The 16899-nt window shown below is 64.0% G+C and carries 12 protein-coding genes; 5 read left to right on the top strand and 7 right to left on the bottom strand.

The window, feature by feature from the left end:
* Window positions 1–16: 16 nt before the first annotated feature.
* The 5 genes from KZ810_RS16255 to KZ810_RS16275 all read right to left on the bottom strand — a co-directional run bounded on the left by KZ810_RS16255 (window position 17) and on the right by KZ810_RS16275 (window position 9788).
* On the bottom strand, window positions 17–4213 hold the full coding sequence (locus KZ810_RS16255) for a DUF8508 domain-containing protein (protein ID WP_219770177.1): 4197 nt from the start codon (window positions 4211–4213) through the stop codon (window positions 17–19).
* 131 nt (window positions 4214–4344) lie between these two features.
* The gene (locus tag KZ810_RS16260; protein ID WP_219770178.1) at window positions 4345–6543 is read right to left on the bottom strand and encodes a TonB-dependent siderophore receptor; all 2199 of its coding nucleotides are present in this window, start codon (window positions 6541–6543) and stop codon (window positions 4345–4347) included.
* Window positions 6544–6641: 98 nt separating this feature from the next.
* Window positions 6642–7655: a hypothetical protein gene (locus KZ810_RS16265; protein ID WP_219770179.1), complete on the bottom strand. Its 1014-nt coding sequence runs from the start codon at window positions 7653–7655 to the stop codon at window positions 6642–6644.
* Window positions 7656–7938: 283 nt separating this feature from the next.
* On the bottom strand, window positions 7939–8103 hold the full coding sequence (locus tag KZ810_RS16270) for a hypothetical protein (protein WP_219770180.1): 165 nt from the start codon (window positions 8101–8103) through the stop codon (window positions 7939–7941).
* Between the two features lie 41 nt (window positions 8104–8144).
* Window positions 8145–9788 (bottom strand): histidine kinase famiy protein, encoded by a 1644-nt coding sequence (locus KZ810_RS16275; RefSeq protein ID WP_219770181.1) that lies wholly within the window; start codon window positions 9786–9788, stop codon window positions 8145–8147.
* 202 nt (window positions 9789–9990) lie between these two features.
* Between KZ810_RS16275 and KZ810_RS16280 the strand changes: the two genes are divergently transcribed.
* Complete coding sequence (locus KZ810_RS16280; protein ID WP_219770182.1) at window positions 9991–10749, top strand: alpha/beta fold hydrolase; 759 nt, start codon at window positions 9991–9993, stop codon at window positions 10747–10749.
* The gene (locus KZ810_RS16285) at window positions 10749–11552 is read left to right on the top strand and encodes an SDR family NAD(P)-dependent oxidoreductase (RefSeq protein ID WP_219770183.1); all 804 of its coding nucleotides are present in this window, start codon (window positions 10749–10751) and stop codon (window positions 11550–11552) included. Before KZ810_RS16280 ends, KZ810_RS16285 begins: the two co-directional genes overlap by 1 nt.
* Window positions 11553–11576: 24 nt before the next feature.
* On the opposite strand, the gene KZ810_RS16290 is transcribed toward KZ810_RS16285, so the two are convergent.
* Together KZ810_RS16290 and KZ810_RS16295 are read right to left on the bottom strand one after the other, a co-directional pair.
* On the bottom strand, window positions 11577–12935 hold the full coding sequence (locus tag KZ810_RS16290; RefSeq protein ID WP_219770184.1) for a sugar transferase: 1359 nt from the start codon (window positions 12933–12935) through the stop codon (window positions 11577–11579).
* Window positions 12936–13242: 307 nt separating this feature from the next.
* Window positions 13243–13695 carry a hypothetical protein gene (locus KZ810_RS16295; RefSeq protein ID WP_219770185.1) on the bottom strand — a complete coding sequence of 151 codons (453 nt, stop codon included), beginning with the start codon at window positions 13693–13695 and terminating at the stop codon, window positions 13243–13245.
* 681 nt (window positions 13696–14376) lie between these two features.
* Between KZ810_RS16295 and KZ810_RS16300 the strand changes: the two genes are divergently transcribed.
* From KZ810_RS16300 to KZ810_RS16310, 3 genes are all read left to right on the top strand, one after another.
* Window positions 14377–14751, top strand: coding sequence for a hypothetical protein (locus KZ810_RS16300; RefSeq protein WP_219770186.1), 375 nt, complete (start codon window positions 14377–14379; stop codon window positions 14749–14751).
* Between the two features lie 388 nt (window positions 14752–15139).
* On the top strand, window positions 15140–15520 hold the full coding sequence (locus KZ810_RS16305; protein WP_219770187.1) for a hypothetical protein: 381 nt from the start codon (window positions 15140–15142) through the stop codon (window positions 15518–15520).
* 236 nt (window positions 15521–15756) lie between these two features.
* Complete coding sequence (locus KZ810_RS16310) at window positions 15757–16890, top strand: DUF2252 family protein (RefSeq protein WP_373369178.1); 1134 nt, start codon at window positions 15757–15759, stop codon at window positions 16888–16890.
* Window positions 16891–16899: the final 9 nt, after the last annotated feature.

The following is a 16899-nucleotide window of genomic DNA, read 5'->3' on the forward strand; positions in this document are numbered from 1 at the left end:
TGGCGCATTCCCAACATCATGCGATGACCGTGCTGGTCCCGGTCAGGATCCCATCGGCATGCGGGTCGCGCAGTTCGTATGCACCAAACTCAAGATAGTGAGTCAGCGGATTGATCCCGCTTGCCGCCACGTCGGGATTGTCGGCCAGATAAGCCTTGGTGTCGAACGCGCCCGAAGGATCGCGTCCCTCGCGCCAGCCGAAATTGTTGAAATGCTCGAGCGGGTTGACACCGGCTGTGGCGACATCGGGATTGGCACGCAGATAGTCGGAGGTGTCGAACAGTGCGTTGGGATCGCGACCTTCGCGCCACCCGGTCGTGGCATAGTGCGTATAAGGGTCGGTGCCGGAGGCTGCCACATCGGGATTGCTGAGCAGGTAATATTCCGCGTCGAACCCGATTGGGGTGACGTCGTCACCGATCGCTGCATAGCTCGCGCGACCCTCAAAGCGACCATAGTTTAGATAATGGTCGAGCGGATTGACGTTAGCGCTCGCCACGTCCGGATTGTGGAGCAGGTACAGCGCCGTGTCGAACGCGGCCGAAGGGTCACGTCCTTCGCCAGCACCAAACTGATTATAATGGGTGAGCGGGTTGACGCCGGCCGCGGCGACGTCGAGATTGGCACCCAGGTAGCCGCTGGTCGAGAAAAAGGCGTTGGGATCACGCCCTTCGGCCGCACCAAATTGCGCGTAATGCGTCGCCGGATCGGTTTCGGCCGCGAGTACCTCGGGGTTGCGTTCCAGATAGAACAGGTTGTCGACCAACCGGTTGCTGCTGTCGAGGTTGACCGTGCCGTTCGCGAAGCGCAGCGCCTCGATGTTCAGCAGCGTGTCGGTGCCCTCGGGCCCGCTGATGGTGAGCGCGTGGACCCCGGTGCGCGTGATCGTGGTGGCGGCACCCAACGTATAGCCGAACACGACCGTGTCGAAGCCTTCGCCACCGTCAACGCGGTCGTTGCCGCCGAACATCGCGAACACGTCGTTACCAGCACCCCCGATCGCGCTGTCGTTGCCGTTGCTGCCGATCACGTTCTCGGGGTTCTGGTCGATCACCTGAACCGTGATCTGCTTGTCAACGAACAGCCCACCCGCGTCGGTCGCGCGCGCGGTGATCGTGTAGGCAGGCGTTGCTTCGAAATCGAATGCCACACGCGTTGTTACGATACCGGTCGCTGCGTCGACTGCAAACCGCCCGCCCGCATCGTCGGTGAGGCTGTAGCTGAGCGCACCCGTGTCCTGCGCAGTGACGACGCCGACGCGCGTGCCCGGCGCCGCATTCTCGATCACCGCCGCATTGTCGATCGCGAGGTCGGTGGGCGCGGTGTTGGCGCGCGGCACGTACAGCCGCGCGAGCGGCTGGTCATGATCGGTCGCCTGATAGACGGTGCCCGGCTGCTCGGCATTGTAGTGGACGACGTCAAAGCTCGCACTGTCGAGCAGGTTCTTCGACACCACGATGTTGTCGAACGCCTGCAGATAGCCCTCGAACAGGTACGAATAGCGTTCCTCGACCGGCAGAAGGTCATAGAGGTTGGCGAGCTTTCCGTCACTGGTCAGCCGCTGGAGCGCCGCCTCGTAATAATAACCGTTGAAGTCGCCGAGTGTCACCACGTTGGCGTCGGGGTTCGCGCCCTGCACGCCATCGATATAGGCCTTGATCGCGGCCGCCTGCGCGGTGCGCGAGCCGTCGCCGGCCTGCGCGGGCGGCTGGATTGCGCCGAACAGCGTGTCCGATCCGCCGCGCGAGGTGGAGTGGACGTTGACCACCGTCACGTCCTCGCCGTTGAACTTGAACGTCGCGATCAGCGGGCGCCGGCTGCCGGTGAACGCCTGGTCCTCGATCAAGCGCACGCTGGTTTCGTCGAGCGTGACGCGGTCGGGATTGTAGAGGAAACCGTTGCGGATGTTTCCGCCCGGCTCGCCGCCCGTCGTGCCATAGGCAGGAGCGATCTCGGTGTAGCGATAGGTCGGGCCGCCCGCGGCGACGATCGCGTCGATAATCGCCTGCGCGGTCGCCGCGCCCGACGTGTCAGTGCCGGTGCCGGCACCATCGGCGTCTTGGATTTCCTGCAACGCGATCACGTCGGGGTTGCGAAGCGCGGTCGTCACCTCGGTCGCGATCGCGCCGAATTTCTGCGCGCCGTCGCCGGGGTCAGCATTCTCGACGTTGAAGCTCGCGATCGTCATGTGGTCGGCATCACCCACCAGCGTGCTGGTTTCGCGGGTCGGCGCGGCGCGATCGGTCGTAACCGAGAGTGCGCCGATCGGATCGAGCTCGTAGCCAGCCGAGGTGCCTCCGGCGTTCCCGAAATACGTCAGGATGCCATTCACGTCCGCGAGCACGTCGCCCTGGTCGAACGTGCCACCGCCCGGCGCGTAGATCTTGATCTTCTCCGGCGCATTGTCGCCGGCCGAGATGGTGATGCCGTAGCGCTCGTTGATACCGGTCGCGCCGATCCCGCCGTTCGCGACGACGTAGGTCTGGCCGATGCCGTCAGTCGAGCTGACCACCAGCGGCGTACGCACGGTGACGAGCATGCCTTCGAGCGATTCGTAGAAATCGATGCCGTCGCTGTTGGGATCGTAGCTCTGCAACCGGTCGTCATCGACCACCTGCGTTGGGGGGGCGTAGCCGCCCGCTTCGGTCGAGATCAGCGTCGCGGCGGGCAGCGTCGCATTCGCCTCGGTCACGGTAATTGCGGTCGCGCCGGTGAGGCGCGTGACCGTCAGATTGGCGGCGTTCTGAGTGTACTCGGCGACCGTACCCGACAAGGTGATCGCGTTGCCGACCGCGACGGTCGGCGACACGCTGCCGGTCGAGACGAAGATCGCGTCGGAGGTGCGCATATCACCGTCGCCGGTCGCGTCCTGCAGGAAGAAGCCGCGGTCCGAGCCCGTCGTGCGCAGCGCGGTGACGACGCCCGCGGTCTGTACGGTCAGCCCTTCGTAAGCGGAGCGGTGTCCCAGCCCCTGGATGTCATAGATTGCGACGGGACCGGTGTCGTCGTTGGTGATCGTGACGCGCGCCTGCGTGTCGGGTGCCAGGAAGCCTTGTGCGTCAGAGAAATTGACGAAGAACGTCTCGTTCGGCTCGTTGCGCGTGTCGCCTAGGATCGCGATCTGAATCGTCTTGCTGGTCTCGCCCGCGGCGAAGGTAACGACACCGCTCTGCGCCAGATAGTCGCTGCTCGCCTGCGCCGATCCGTCCGCGGTCGCGTAAGCGATCGAGGCGGTGCCCTCGCCGCTGGTGCGCGTCAGGGTGATCGTCGCGAAGGTGGTGCCGCTATTGCCCTCGGTCACGGTCACGTCGACGAAGGTCAGCGTCGATGCGTCGGTTAGCGTCGCCTTGACCGACAGATTGTCGATGCCAAATTCATCGCGATTGCCGCTGCCCGACGAGCTCAGGTGGCTCCAGCGGAGATAGAGGTAACCGCCATCGGCGACCACCAGATCGGCGATCGACACCATCGCGGTAGTGAGCGAGAAGACCGCCGGCACCGGCGAGGTGGCCGCGCCCGGCGTGGTGAACGCGCTGGTCGGCGCAGCGATGAAGGTGACACCGTCCGAGGAGTAGGACAATTGGAGCGAGGAGGCGCGATTGCCCGAATTACGCCACGCCCAGTCGAAATCGACCGCGAAGCCGGTCGCGGTGAAGCCGCTGGTGTTCTGGATCCGCGCCTCGAACGCGCCATTGGCCTCGACGAAGTCGCTGCCGGTCGCCTGTACCACCAAAGCGGCATTGGCCGACGGCGAGTAGATGCCGCCCGTGGTCGGATCGGCCGAACCCTGGATCACACCGCGCGCGAAATCGTTCGCGGTCGTGCCGGTCGGCGAGGTGAAGCCATAGGCAGGAGCGGCGAGGTCACTCAGCCCCAGTACGCGGAAGACGTTGGAGTCGAGTCGCGTTCCGCTTGCGCCCGGTGCGAAACCCGCCGCGGTGAAGCCGTCGAACCCGGTCTGGAACAGCGTCTGCAGTCCTTCCGGCGCGGCGCTGATGATGCTGGCGGTCTGAGCTGCGGGGGTGGATGAAGCAACCGGCGCCGTGGTGCGTGCGCCGCTTAGATCAGCGGCCAGACGAAACTCGTTCCACGACGTGGTGAACGACGGAGTGGATTGGTCGCGCGCATCGAAACGCGCGAACGACGACGTGCCGACGACATCATGAATGGTGATGCTGTCGTTGCCGACACTCTTCTTGGTGATCGCAGCCACTTCAAACCCCTTTGTCGCCCACTCCGCACCAGATGAGCGCGGTTTGGATCAGCCATAAGCATTTGAATGACACGATTATTACGGTTCGTTCATCTGCCCGTGATTGAGCTTGCGACGCGGGGTATCCTCCCTCAATATCGCACGCTGATCGTCCCCATCACCGTGCGCGGTGCGCCATAATAGCCGCCGTCGAAATTGGTCGCGGTCAGGTATTTGGTGTTGGTCACGTTGCGCACGTTGACCGCGGCGGAGATGTTGGGGGTGATCGCGTAGGCGCCGAGCAAGTCGAGCAGCGCGTAATTGCTCTGACGCCCCAGCCCCGTGGGCGAGATGATCCGGCTCTGATACTGCGCCGCGGCGCCGAGCTTTAACTGCGGCAGCATCGGCAGCGTGTAGCTGACGTTCAGCCGCCCGGTGTTGCGCGCGACGAAGCGGCGGACCGGGTTGCCCTCGGGATCCTCGATCCGCATCAGCGTGTAGCCGCCCGTCACCTGCAGTCCAGGTGCGAGCTGCCCGCCGACGTCGAGCTCGACGCCTTGCGAGCGCGCATCAATGCCCTGGTAATAAGTTCGCGTCACGCCGTTAGTGTCGGTCACGATCCCCGCGGCCTCGGCGGTATTGTCCTGCCGCGTCTGGAACACCGCCAGCGTCGCGTTGAGCCGTCCGGCGAACCACTCGCCCTTCAGGCCCAGCTCGAGGTTCTCGCCCTCGATCGGGTCGATGATGCGGTTGTTGATGTCGAGCAGCTGGTTCTGCGGATTGAAGATCGTCGCCCAGCTTCCGTAAAGGCTCAGATTGCGCGTCACGTCGACGGTCGCGCCGGCGAAGGGGAGGAAGCGCGTCGCGTCGAAGTCGGTGTTCGCGCCGTAGGAAAAGCCGGTGCTCTTCGCATGGGTCACGTTGCCGCCAAACATTACCTTGACCCCATCGCCGGGGTTGAGTCGGACGAGGCCGTAGACGGTTTCGCGCCGCGTGTGCGTGTTCTGGCTCGACGCCGGGTCGGTCGAAAAGGTGGTGGGGAAATTGGGCAGCGGGAAATTGCCCGCGAACAGATCGGGGTAGGCGAGGTTCACGCCGACCGTGCTGAAATCATAGGCCGAACCCTGGATGTAGCGCTGTGCGCTGCGGTTCACGCCGATGTTGATCTCGTGCTCGCGCCCCAGGATCGTGACGGGGCCGGTGATATAGGCTTCCATCGTCAGGTTGCGCGTCTCGGCGTTGAACTTGCCGGGGTAGCTCTTGATCGCGATGTCGTCGAACGGGTCGGCGGGATTGGCGATGTCGATCCCGTTGGGTGCGGTGCGCGACGGGTTGCCGTAGACGTAGAACAATGTGTTGTTCTCGGTAGTCGCGCGGCGGATCGCACTGGCGCGCGCGATCCAACCGTTGCCGAACTTGTGCGTAATGTCGCCGAAGATCTGCCGGTCGATCACGTTCCAGCTCGACCAGTCAGGCGCGGGGTTGGACGAACGCGCGAAGTTCAAGGGCGTGCCGTCGGAGTAAGTTAGCGGGATCGCGCCCCACATCGCACCGCGGCTTTTGTGATCCTGGTGGCCGTAGCCCGCGCTGACGGTCGTGTTCGCGCCGAGATCGGCCTCGAGGATGCCGTAACCGACCCAGCGGCGCAGCCCGTAGCGGTCGAGATAGCTGTCGCCATCCTGATACGCGCCGACCGCGCGGGCGCGGATGCTGCCGTTTTTGGTGATCGGCACGCTCAGGTCGGCCTCGCCGCGATACTGGTCGAACGAGCCGTATTGCGCGGACGCGCCCACCTGCAGGTCGCGTGTCGGGCGCTTGCGGATGAAGTTGACGACGGCCGAGGGGTTGCCGGTCGAGGACAAGAGGCCCGGCGCGCCGCGCACCACCTCGATATGGTCGTAGAAGGCGGTGTCGATTGATCCCGTCTGGATGCCGAACGCGAACGGCACACCGATGCCGTCGACCTGGAACGTCTGGATGTCGAACCCGCGCGCGGAGAAATAGACGCGGTCGGTCTCGCCCGCCTGGACATTGATGCCGGGGACGGTGCCGAGCAACGTGTTGACGTCGTTGAGCTGAAAATCCTCGATCTGCGCGCGCGTGACCACGCTGACCGACTGCGGCGTGTCGCGCAGCGACAGGTTCATCCGCGTCGCGGTGGTCTGCCCCGGAATGGTGTAGTCCTGGCTCCCCTCGGTCCGCGCGCCGGTAACGACGATCTCCTCGCCGAGCGGGGTGGTCTTCGCCGCGTCGCGATCCTCGACCGGCGCGGATGCCGGGGCGGATACGGTGGCAACCGCGATCGCGCTCGGATCGGCAGCAGCCGCGAGCGCGGCGAGCAGGGCAGACATCGATGTTCCTCCAAGAACCGTTGCGCGGCTTCTTGGCGGTGATTGATAGCTAATGCAAGTGACTATCAATAACAGGGTGGCTTGGAGGGCTAGTTCGCCTAACTGTTGTGCTGGCCCAATCGCCAGTCGAGTAGTCGGATGAACCGTTCGGAGTCGTCGAGCCGGAACGCGATGCAGGTGAACGATTGGCGCTTCAACGACGCGCGCCGCTGTTGCGGTTGCCGCAGGCGCAGCATCACGTTGGGCCAGGCGAGCAGCGCCGCGTTGAGCGTCGCAGGCGCGCGGACCTCCTCGCCGGTGACGTCGCCGTCGACCGCGAGGATCGCCTCGAACGGCACGAGCTGGTCGATCAGGAACCCGGCGCGAACGTGTACGCCTTCGGGGGTCAGCAGCACGGGCCGGTACCGGAACGATTTGATGAGGCCGACCAGATACACAAACCCCATGTCGCTCACGAGGAACATGACGAGCGCGGCGGTGCGGCTCCAATGACCGACGAGCAGATGGTAGACCGCGATCTCGATCGCTGACAGGATCAACAGTGCCGCGCACATCGGCGTCAGATGCTGGTGATAGGCGAAGGCGCGGGCGTTCGCAGGTGCGTCGGCTGGACCGCCCCAGCGGAACAGCGCCATGTTGATCACCGCCATCTCCGCGATGGCGAGGCGGACCAGCGCAGGCGGGAAAAATTCTGATGCAGCCGACGCCCACCGCTGCGGACGATCGACATCCTGACGGGTCACGACGCGGTGCGCGCGTATGCTGGCCCAAGTGATATGGCTCAGCACGATCCCTGCCATCACTACCGCCAATAGTGGTGTCGCCAGCAAGGCGGTGCGGACCGCGGACGGTGAACCGAGCCAGGTGACGAAGCTGGCGCCGGCGAGCACCCCCAGAATAGCGTTCCACCCTGGTCGTCCCGGGGAGCGGACGATGAGCGACAGCATCATGGTGTCGGCCGCGATCCAGAGGAACAGCAGCAGCGCAACGAACGGGTGGGCTGTCGCCAACGGTGCTCGTACCGCCAAGCCGGCGGACGCGATGACGATGATGGGCACGATCGTTGCGCCGAGTTGCCGGCGGTCGACACTGTAGCTGGTCAGGGTTGTCATCTGAACACTCGCCCGCTTTGCGCAGACGACGGGATATCGGTCAGCGCGATGCTGGCCGATGATAGACGATACGTCGGGTGGCCGCCAGCGGCGCGACCATGATGGTCTCACCGCGACGATGGTCGCGGCACCGTCTCTTGGGCCGTTTCTATCGTGTAAGTAGCGACGGGTCCGTGGCCATTGTCTGCTCACGCACGTGGTGCGCCTATTCTAAGCTATGATGGCCAAGCAGGTCTATGGCGCGGTGTCGACACATAGACCTGTAGGCGCCTCTATTTCGCCCTTACCCCTCGTTCGCGGCCTTGAACTTCGCGGTGCGGGCGGCGCGGTCGGCCATGGCGAGCCAGGCGTTCTCGGAGCGCCGGCAGCGTTCGCGGACGTGGTGGAGCGTTGCGGCGTCGGCGTCCCGGGCGCAGGATGCGGCCTGTTCGCGGTAGTAGCTTTCCATCGGCACTCCCCTTCGTTGTTCGCCGGATTTACGTGTCCGGCCTACCCACCGTGCGTGCCGACCCCAGTCGGGCCGTCGATCACGCGGCGCACCTTGGTGGCGAGTTCGGTACGCTTGTACGGTTTCTGGATCAGGTCGAATTCCGCGCCGCGCGCGTCGACGCGCTCGATCGAGGATTCGGCGTAGCCCGTGGTCAGCAGCACCCGGATGCGCGGGCGACGCCGCTTGACCTCGCGCGCGAGCATCACGCCGTTCATGCCGCCGGGCATGATCAGGTCGCTGAACAACAGATCGATATGCGCGCCCGCGCCGTCGAGCACTTCGAGTGCCTGGTCGGCATTCTCCGCGCGCAGCACGTTGTAGCCGAATTCGGTCAGCACCGCCTCGGCATAGTCGCCGACGTCGGTCTGGTCCTCGACCACGAGCACCGTCTCGTTGCCGTGCTTGTCCGCCATCGAGCGCTGCAGTTGCGCGCCCTCGGGCTCGACCTTGGCGGTCTCGCACGGGAACAGCATCCGCACGGTCGTGCCGTGGCCTTCCTCCGAATAGATCCGGAGCGACCCACCCGACTGCTTCATGAAACCGTAGACCATCGACAGCCCAAGCCCGGTGCCCTTGCCCTGGTCCTTGGTGGTGAAGAACGGCTCGGTCACGCGCGCGAGGATCTCCGGGCTCATCCCCGTGCCCTGGTCGGCGATCGTCAGCATGACGTAATCACCGGGCTCGAGCTCGCCAAAGCCCTTGTCGCCGCCCTCGATCGTGCGGTTGGCGGCCTCGATCGTGATCGTGCCCCCGTTGGGCATCGCGTCGCGGGCGTTGAGCAGCACGTTGATGATCGCGAGTTCGGCCTGCGTCGGGTCGATCCGCGCGTTGCACGTCCGATCGGCGTGGTTGATCTCTATCCGGATCGCGCCGCCCGCGGTCCGCTCGATCAACGGCTGGAGCTGATCGAGCAGGTCGACGAGATTGACGACGCGGCCCTGCAGCTTCTGCTTGCGCGAGAAGGCGAGCAATTGCTGCGTCAGCGTCGCACCGCGCTCGGCCGCCTGGAGCACCGCGCGCAGCGAACGTGCCGCCTTCGCGCGGTCGAACTCGCCCGGCTTTTCCAGATTGCCGAGCACGATGTCGCCGAACCCCTGGATCACGGTCAGCAGGTTGTTAAAATCGTGCGCGACCCCGCCGGTCAGTTGCCCGACGGCCTCCATCTTCTGCGCCTGGCGCAGGCCTTCCTCCGCGTCGCGTCGGCGCGTCACGTCCAACTGCGAGGCGAAGAAATAGATCAGCTTGCCGTCGGCATCGAACACCGGCGAGATGAACAGCGCGTTCCAGAACGACGCGCCGTTCTTCTTGTAATTGAGGATCTCGACCGAGGTCTCGCGCCGCTGCTCGATCGCGCGGCGGATCTCCGCCACGGTGTCGCGGTCGGTATCGGGGCCCTGCAGCAGCCGGCAATTGTGCCCGACGAGCTCGTCCCAACCGTAGCCGGTCATGTTGATGAACGCGGGGTTGGCGAAGACGATCGGATTGTCGTGCTTGTTCGGATCGGTGACGATCATCGGCATCCGCGTGGTTTTCACCGCCGCAAAGAAGATGGTGTTGTGATCGTCCCCCATATCGTGATTGGCCATGCCGGCGAGGTGCGGGGGCGGGCCGCCAGGGGGCGTTTCACTCGTTTCGTCGGCCATTCGGGTCCTTGGGGCAATGCGGGAAGGCAAAGCTCCGAAGTGCCGGCCCTTGGGCCGCACAACTAACCTGGAATAGGAATGTTCCTGTAGCCGGTAAATTTACCGCCCGTGGTCGCCGAGAGTCGCGGTGTGACGCGGGCGAGGGAACGCTCGCGCGCCTCGTTGTTTAACGTGCATCAGCTCCTCGCTTCCCCGGATGTGTATGACACGATTGTTCTTTCTCCACGCGCTCGGCGCGAGCGCGCGGTCGTGGGACGGCGTCGTCGCGCGGTTGAAGGCGGAAGCGGGCGACCGGCTCGACTGCGTCGCGCTCGACCTGCCGGGGTTCGGCGACGCGGCCGCGATGGGGCACAGAAGTATTGCCGAGACGCTCGACTGGTTCGCCGGCGAGGTATCGCGCCGCGGCCCTGCGCCGTGGATCGTCGTCGGTCACAGCATGGGCGGCAAGATCGCGACGCTGACCGCGGCACGCGACCCCGAGGGGCTGATCGGCGTCGTGCTCGTCGCCGCGTCGCCGCCCGCGCCCGAGCCGATGGAGGAGGAGCGCCGCGCCGAGATGCTCGGCTGGTTCGAGCATGGTGTCGCGAGTGAGGGACAGGCCGAGAAATTCGTCTCCGCCAACACCGCGCATCCGCTGCCGGCTCCGCTCGCCGCGCAGGCGATCGCCGACGTGCGTCGCAGCGCCCCCGCGGCGTGGCGCGGCTGGCTGGATGAGGGCGCGCGCGAGGATTGGGCGAAGCGGGCAGGGGTGATCGATCTCCCGGCGCTGATCGTCGCGGGCGCCGAGGACGGCGACCTGGGCGAGGATGCGCAGCGGCGACTGAACTCCCCGCATTACGTGCACGCCCGCGTCGAGCTGGTCGCCGATGCCGCGCACCTCATTCCCTACGAACAGCCGCACGCACTCGCGGCGCTAATTGCGGGCCACGTCGAACACACGACATTCAAAGGAGAGCGTTGATGGATCTAGGTATCAAGGGCCGTATCGCGCTGGTCAGCGGCGCCGATTCCGGCATGGGTAAGGAAACCGCGCGGCTGCTGCTCGAGGCGGGTTGCCGCGTCGCGATCACCGACAAGGGCGACAATACGATCGGCGAGGCGGTGAAGGAGCTGTCGTCGCTCGGCGAGGTGATCGCGGTCGCGGCCGACGTGCAGAAGCCCGACGAGGTCAAGAAACTGTGGGGCCAAGTGCGCGAGAAGCTCGGCGACCCCGACATCTACGTCAACGCGGCGGGTGTCACCGGCGCGACGGGTGATTTCCTCGAGGTCGACGATGCCGGCTGGCAGGAAACGCTCGACATCAACCTGATGGGCGCGGTGCGGATGTGCCGCGAGGCGATCCCCGCGATGCGCTCCAGGGGTTGGGGCCGGATCGTGCTGTTCGCCTCCGAGGACGCGGTGCAGCCCTATGTCGACGAGCTCGCCTATTGCGCGTCGAAGGCGGGAATCCTGAGCCTGGCGAAGGGGTTGTCGAAGGCGTACGGCTGCGACAACGTGCTGGTCAACACCGTGTCGCCCGCGTTTATCGCGACGCCGATGACCGACAAGATGATGGAAAAGCGCGCCGAGGAAAACGGCACCAGCTTCGACGAGGCGATCGACAGCTTCCTGAAGGAAGAACGCCCCGGCATGGTGCTCGGCCGCCGCGGCCGCCCCGAGGAGGTCGCCTCGGTCGCCGCGTTCCTCTGCTCCGAACGCGCGAGCTTCATCACCGGCGCGGGCGTGCGCGTCGATGCGGGGTCGGTGTTCACGATTCCGGCGTGAGCGGTGCTTCCACCGCAGCGTCGATCAGAAGGCGTTGCGGTGGACTAGCACTTTGAACGTCGCAATCAGAATTTGGATGTCCCGCACGACGCTCCAGTCGTTGATATATTCAAGATCGGCATCAAGCCGATTGGTCAGATCCTCGGTCCGGTGCGTCGCGCCGCGAAAGCCGCGCACCTGAGCAAGTCCGGTCAGCCCAGGCTTGCAGGCGTGACGGTGATGATATCGAGGATCAACCTCCCAAAATAACTGGTCGCCGGCGAGCGACCCCAGCGCGTGCGGACGCGGGCCCACAAAGCTCATATCACCCCGCAGGATGTTGAACAGCTGCGGCAATTCGTCGATGCTGGTCGCGCGGATCAGCTTTCCAACACGGGTCACGCGCTTGTCGTTGCGCGACGTCGACTGTGCGCCTGCGGTATCAGACAATTCAGCGCGCATGCTGCGGAACTTGAACATCGGGAACAACCGGTTACCGTAGCCGACGCGTGGTTGCACGAAAAAGGCAGAACCTGGGCTGTCGAGCTTCACCGCAATGAACACCGCCAACAGCAGCGGTGCGAGCACGATGATCGCGGGGATCACGATGGCGAGATCGAGAATGCGCTTCATCAAGCGCTCGCGGATAGGCAGCGCACCGGTTGAGACGAGCGCGGTGGCGATGCCGGCGAAATGCTTGTTGCCGATGACGCCGAACTGATCGAGTTCAGGCACCAATAATTCGGTACGTACCGCACTACCCTTCATCGTCACGGCCCAAAACGCACGCCGCTCGGGCAGACAGGCAATGAATGCTTCGTCCACCCCCTTCAGCGCTTGCGCCAGCCGATCGAGGAAATACGGGTGCGGCGTTCCTGCCCCAGGATCGATCCGGTGCGCATCGAGCGTCGCTACGTTGCGCGGCAGGTCGATGGCCATGCCATCGAGCACCACCAGTCGCGACACCGCGCTCCCGCCGAGCGCGCGCTCGCCGATGCTGCCAAGAAGGGTACGGAACAGGATCAGCAGCGTGCCCGACAGCAGCAAGGAACCGCCTGCGAACAACCGCGGTACATAGGCGGCGCGATTGAGGCAGAAGGATACGAACACCGCCAGCAGTAATGCGCCCATCAGCGAGGCTAGGCTTGTCACGGTGCCGCGTAGCCACTGTTCGAGCGTCGAAGGCCGCAGATTGCGGATTTCCAGCAGCACGAACAACACGATGGTTGCGACGAACAGTCCCAACGGCCGCGTGTCCTGCCACGTGTCCGGTTGCAGGTAGCGCGCCAACCAGAATCCCAGCGATACCGCTGCCGCGTCAACAAGCAGGATAGCGCTGTAAAGTCGCATCCGTATCTGACGCTTCAGCGAAACCCGCTGCCCCGTCACGGTGGTATCCAACATGCTACACACTTACTGCTACGAGTGCGCGAACTAACCAATTACCGCATCGAACGGTAGTGGCAAAAAGAGCACATATGGCGGGTGGAGCCGAAAAATACTGCTATCGCCGAAGGTATTTTTGTACCCATTGTTCATTGATCTAGCTTCTTAACCGGAGGTGTCCCCTCCGTAGATCACCGTTCATGGCACATTACAAAGTTAGAGATTTGTCACATGATGCCGTAGGCTTGAGGAGAGCGCGGGCACCGCTGACTCAATCGGGCTTGCTGTGCGGCAGTGGCAGTAATCAATGCGCGTAGCCGCAGCATCAGGCGAACAGGTCGCCCAGCGCGCGCGTGCGGAACGCGTTCAGCCAGCGGCGCCGCCGGTGTTCGCGCGCGTCGTGGCGCATGTGGCAGCGCTGGCACAAGGCGGCGAGATTGCGCGGGCGGTTGTCGCCCGGATCATGGTTCAGATGCGCGCTTGCCAGCACCACGCGGGTGACGCGCAACGTGGGCGGCGCGCCAATCCCTGCGAACCCCGGTGAACGGCGGGCAAGTTCTGTCGGTGCGGCGAGCCCTCGCACCGCGCGACCGCGCCCGTCGCGCCAGCGTGCGCTATCTTCGTCCCACCACGATCCCTCGCCCATGTGGAGCACGTCGCGTCCGTGCGGTCGCCGACAATGCTCGCACCGCCCGCCCGCGCGCGTGAAGCGGATGAACGCGGACAGCTCGCGCCAGTCGATCGGGTACAACCAGCGATGCTCACGCGCGATAGGCATGACGATTCTATGAGTCGGTGCGCAGGCGAACGAAAGCAGAAAATCGATTGATTCAGATAATCAATCAGTGGGTGAAGGTGCTGATTATTCAGCTAGATGTTCCAACGGGAATATAGCTGAACGTGTATCGATGCCGGTGATCGTGATAAGGTGCCGATCGGCCAAATAGGCCCATGTTATTGTGAGGTAGGATTACGGTAAGGATAGTTATGAGCGAAACTTATTTGGGCACGTTGGGCGGACAGGTGTCTTCCGTAGAGGCGGTAGCTACGAGTGTGCGTCGTCAGCTTCGCGTCAGAAATATCTTGCTTGCGATCGTTACATTCGAGGTGGTTGCGGTTTTCGGGATCCAACTCTGTACGGCTCTATAAGTGAGTGAGTCTCCGCCCAACGGACACGTAAAACAGAAAATACGATAGCCACTCCGTCCGCCTGCCTGACAAGCGACAGCGGCTTGTCTCCCTAACGCCCTTCTGCAACCATCAGGACGCGGTTCGGTAAATCCCGGCCGTGGGGCGTCGTAACCCCAACAATCGCTAGGTCCGGTCGAGCTATTCGGCCGGGCGGCTGTCACGCATGTCCAAGGCCTGGCCCAAAGGTGGCAGCGCCTTGTCCTAGCGCAGGGTTACGAACGCCCGGCTCTCCAGCCGGGTTTGCCTCCGATTTGAACAAGGAGGCATTGTGACAACCGACCTGGGAAACAGAATGCGTGAGTTGCTCGCGGACCTACGTGAAGCCCGACAGCCGATACCGAATTTGGCGGAGGTCGAGAATGAGCTGGTTCTTGCGATATTGAAGCGTGCCCTGAACCGGCCATCGAACATGACCAGATGTCAGGAGGCCTATGCCGACTGGCTGATCGAGGAAGCCGAGGAGTTTGCTGCCTTGGCAGCGACGGTAGTGCTGGAAGTTGGTGAAGGATTCACGAAACAGCAGCGCTCGTCGCTAGGCAAAATTATCGTGACCCTGAGGAGCAGCCTGGAGCAGTTCGCCAACGATTTCCTTCTTGCCATAGGGGACAGGCAGGAAATCCGTAGGCGAATCGAAGCAGGCTAGGAGCTGTCCCGGTAGGTGCCAAAGACTGTGCGTCCGATCTGCGCCCACAGATACAGAAATGCATCATTCCCGCATCAAATCTGCGTCATAATCGCATCATCAATGCACCGATGCCGCTGAGCTGCGCTCATCGGAATAGTTCGAACCCCCTTAAAGCTCGCACAGTCTCTTCCCAGCCTGTCTGCACTTTATTTTCGACCCTTAGGACCAAGATTTAGGTCGTACACCATACGCACCTTCCGGTGCTGCTAAGCAATTGACCAGAATAGACTTTCTAAAACGGCCAAGCTCAACAGTGGTCCCTGTGGGGACCACACAATTTTATAGTGCGTTGTAAATACTAGGCTTTATGCGGTAATGTAGGGTCCACGCTGTAGTCGGAGGTGCAATGGCTCTGTCAGACCCGATCAAGGTTCGTCTAAGAGAGGGGCAAGCGCTGGTTTACGCTGCCGAGGCGGAGGGCAGGGGCGTTGGCGTGGCGACCGTTATTCGCGAGCGTTTGGAACGCGCCGATAAGGCTGACGAGGAGCTTGCCAGCATTCGAGCTTCATTGATCGAGCTCGGAGACGACGTCGAAAGACTGCGTCGTCTCGTGGCCGATCAATCAGTTGAGGCGCCCGGCGGAGCACAACAAGAGGATCAGCCCAGCGCTGTGCAGCTTGAGATGCTACTGCTGTTGCGAGGGCTGGTGTCTCCGCAGACCCTGCGGATGGTAACTGCGGAAGTTGAGCGGCAAGGTTTGGTTCCCTGGGGACGCGGCGTGCGCTGATCGTCTCGTTACTGGTTCTGGCCGTAACGATGCCAAGCCTGCGACAGATGGGGTGGAACCAACCATAATTTCGGTCGTCCCCACCGCTTGTGCACTAAACTCACTTCAGGCCATTCCGAAACAAACTGACACAAGCCGGTCGGGCGCGCGTTGATGCGGCTGAAGAGGTGACATTGATGCCCATGCCGAGCCGTTCCGACCGACACGTAATCCTTGAACACAATCGTACCCGCAAGATGGCCCGTTCCGCACACGCCTATGTCCGCGGCAACACGGCAAAATTCTATGAATGGCTGGACGAATCCCCCGCCGCATCACGGGTGCCGGAGGGGCCGGCGATCTGGATCTGCGGCGATGCGCATCTCGGCAATCTCGGGCCGCTCGCAGCAGGAGACGGCCGCGTCGAGATCCAGATCCGCGACCTAGACCAGGCGGTGATCGGCAACCCAGCGCACGACCTGATCCGGCTCGGCCTCTCGCTCGCGACCGCGGCGCGCGGCTCCGATCTGCCCGGCGTCACGACCGCGCGAATGATCGAGGAGATGGTCGAGGGCTATGCCGCGGCGATCGCCGATCCGGTCAACGGTGATGCCGGGGTCGAGCCCGAGGTAGTGCGCAGCGTCAAGCGGAAAGCAATCAACCGCCGCTGGAAGCATCTGGCGAAGGAGCGGCTGGCGGCGGTCGAGCCTGCGCTGCCGCTCGGCAAGAAATTCTGGGCGATCGACGCCGGGGAGCGCGACGCGCTGGAACGCGTGTTCGCCGATCCGGCGGTGTGTGACCTGATCCTGTCGCTCGACCGCAAGAACAAGCGTCGGCGCGTCCGCTTCGTCGACGCGGCCTATTGGATGAAGGGGTGCAGCTCGCTCGGGCTGTTGCGCTACGCGGTGATCGTCGCGCTCGACAACACTAGGCGCCGTTCGGACTATGCGCTGATCGACCTGAAGGAAGCGGTCGAGCCGATCGCGCCAGTCGATGATCGCGCGGCGATGCCCGCGGACCATGCCGAGCGCGTCGTCGCCGCAGCGCGCGCGATGTCGCCGCATCTCGGCACGCGCATGCTGCCGGTACGGATGCAGGACCGCTCGCTGTTCATTCGCGAACTCGCGCCGCAGGACCTGAAGCTCGAGGTCGATCAGTTCAACCACCGCGAGGCGATCAAGGCGGCGCGTTACCTCGCCTTCGTGATCGGCAAGGCGCACGGGCGGCAGTTGAATGCCGACGCGCGCGCGGACTGGCTCAGCGAGCTGGAGGCGGATCGGCGCGGGCGGATCGATGCGCCGTCGTGGCTGTGGGAAAGCGTGGTGTCGCTCGCGGGCGCGCACGAGGCAGGCTACCTCGAACATTGCCGCCGCTACGCGCTCGCCGCGTGAAGGCGTGGG

This window comes from Sphingomonas citricola, from assembly GCF_019429535.1.
Taxonomy (GTDB): Bacteria; Pseudomonadota; Alphaproteobacteria; order Sphingomonadales; family Sphingomonadaceae; genus Sphingomonas; species Sphingomonas citricola.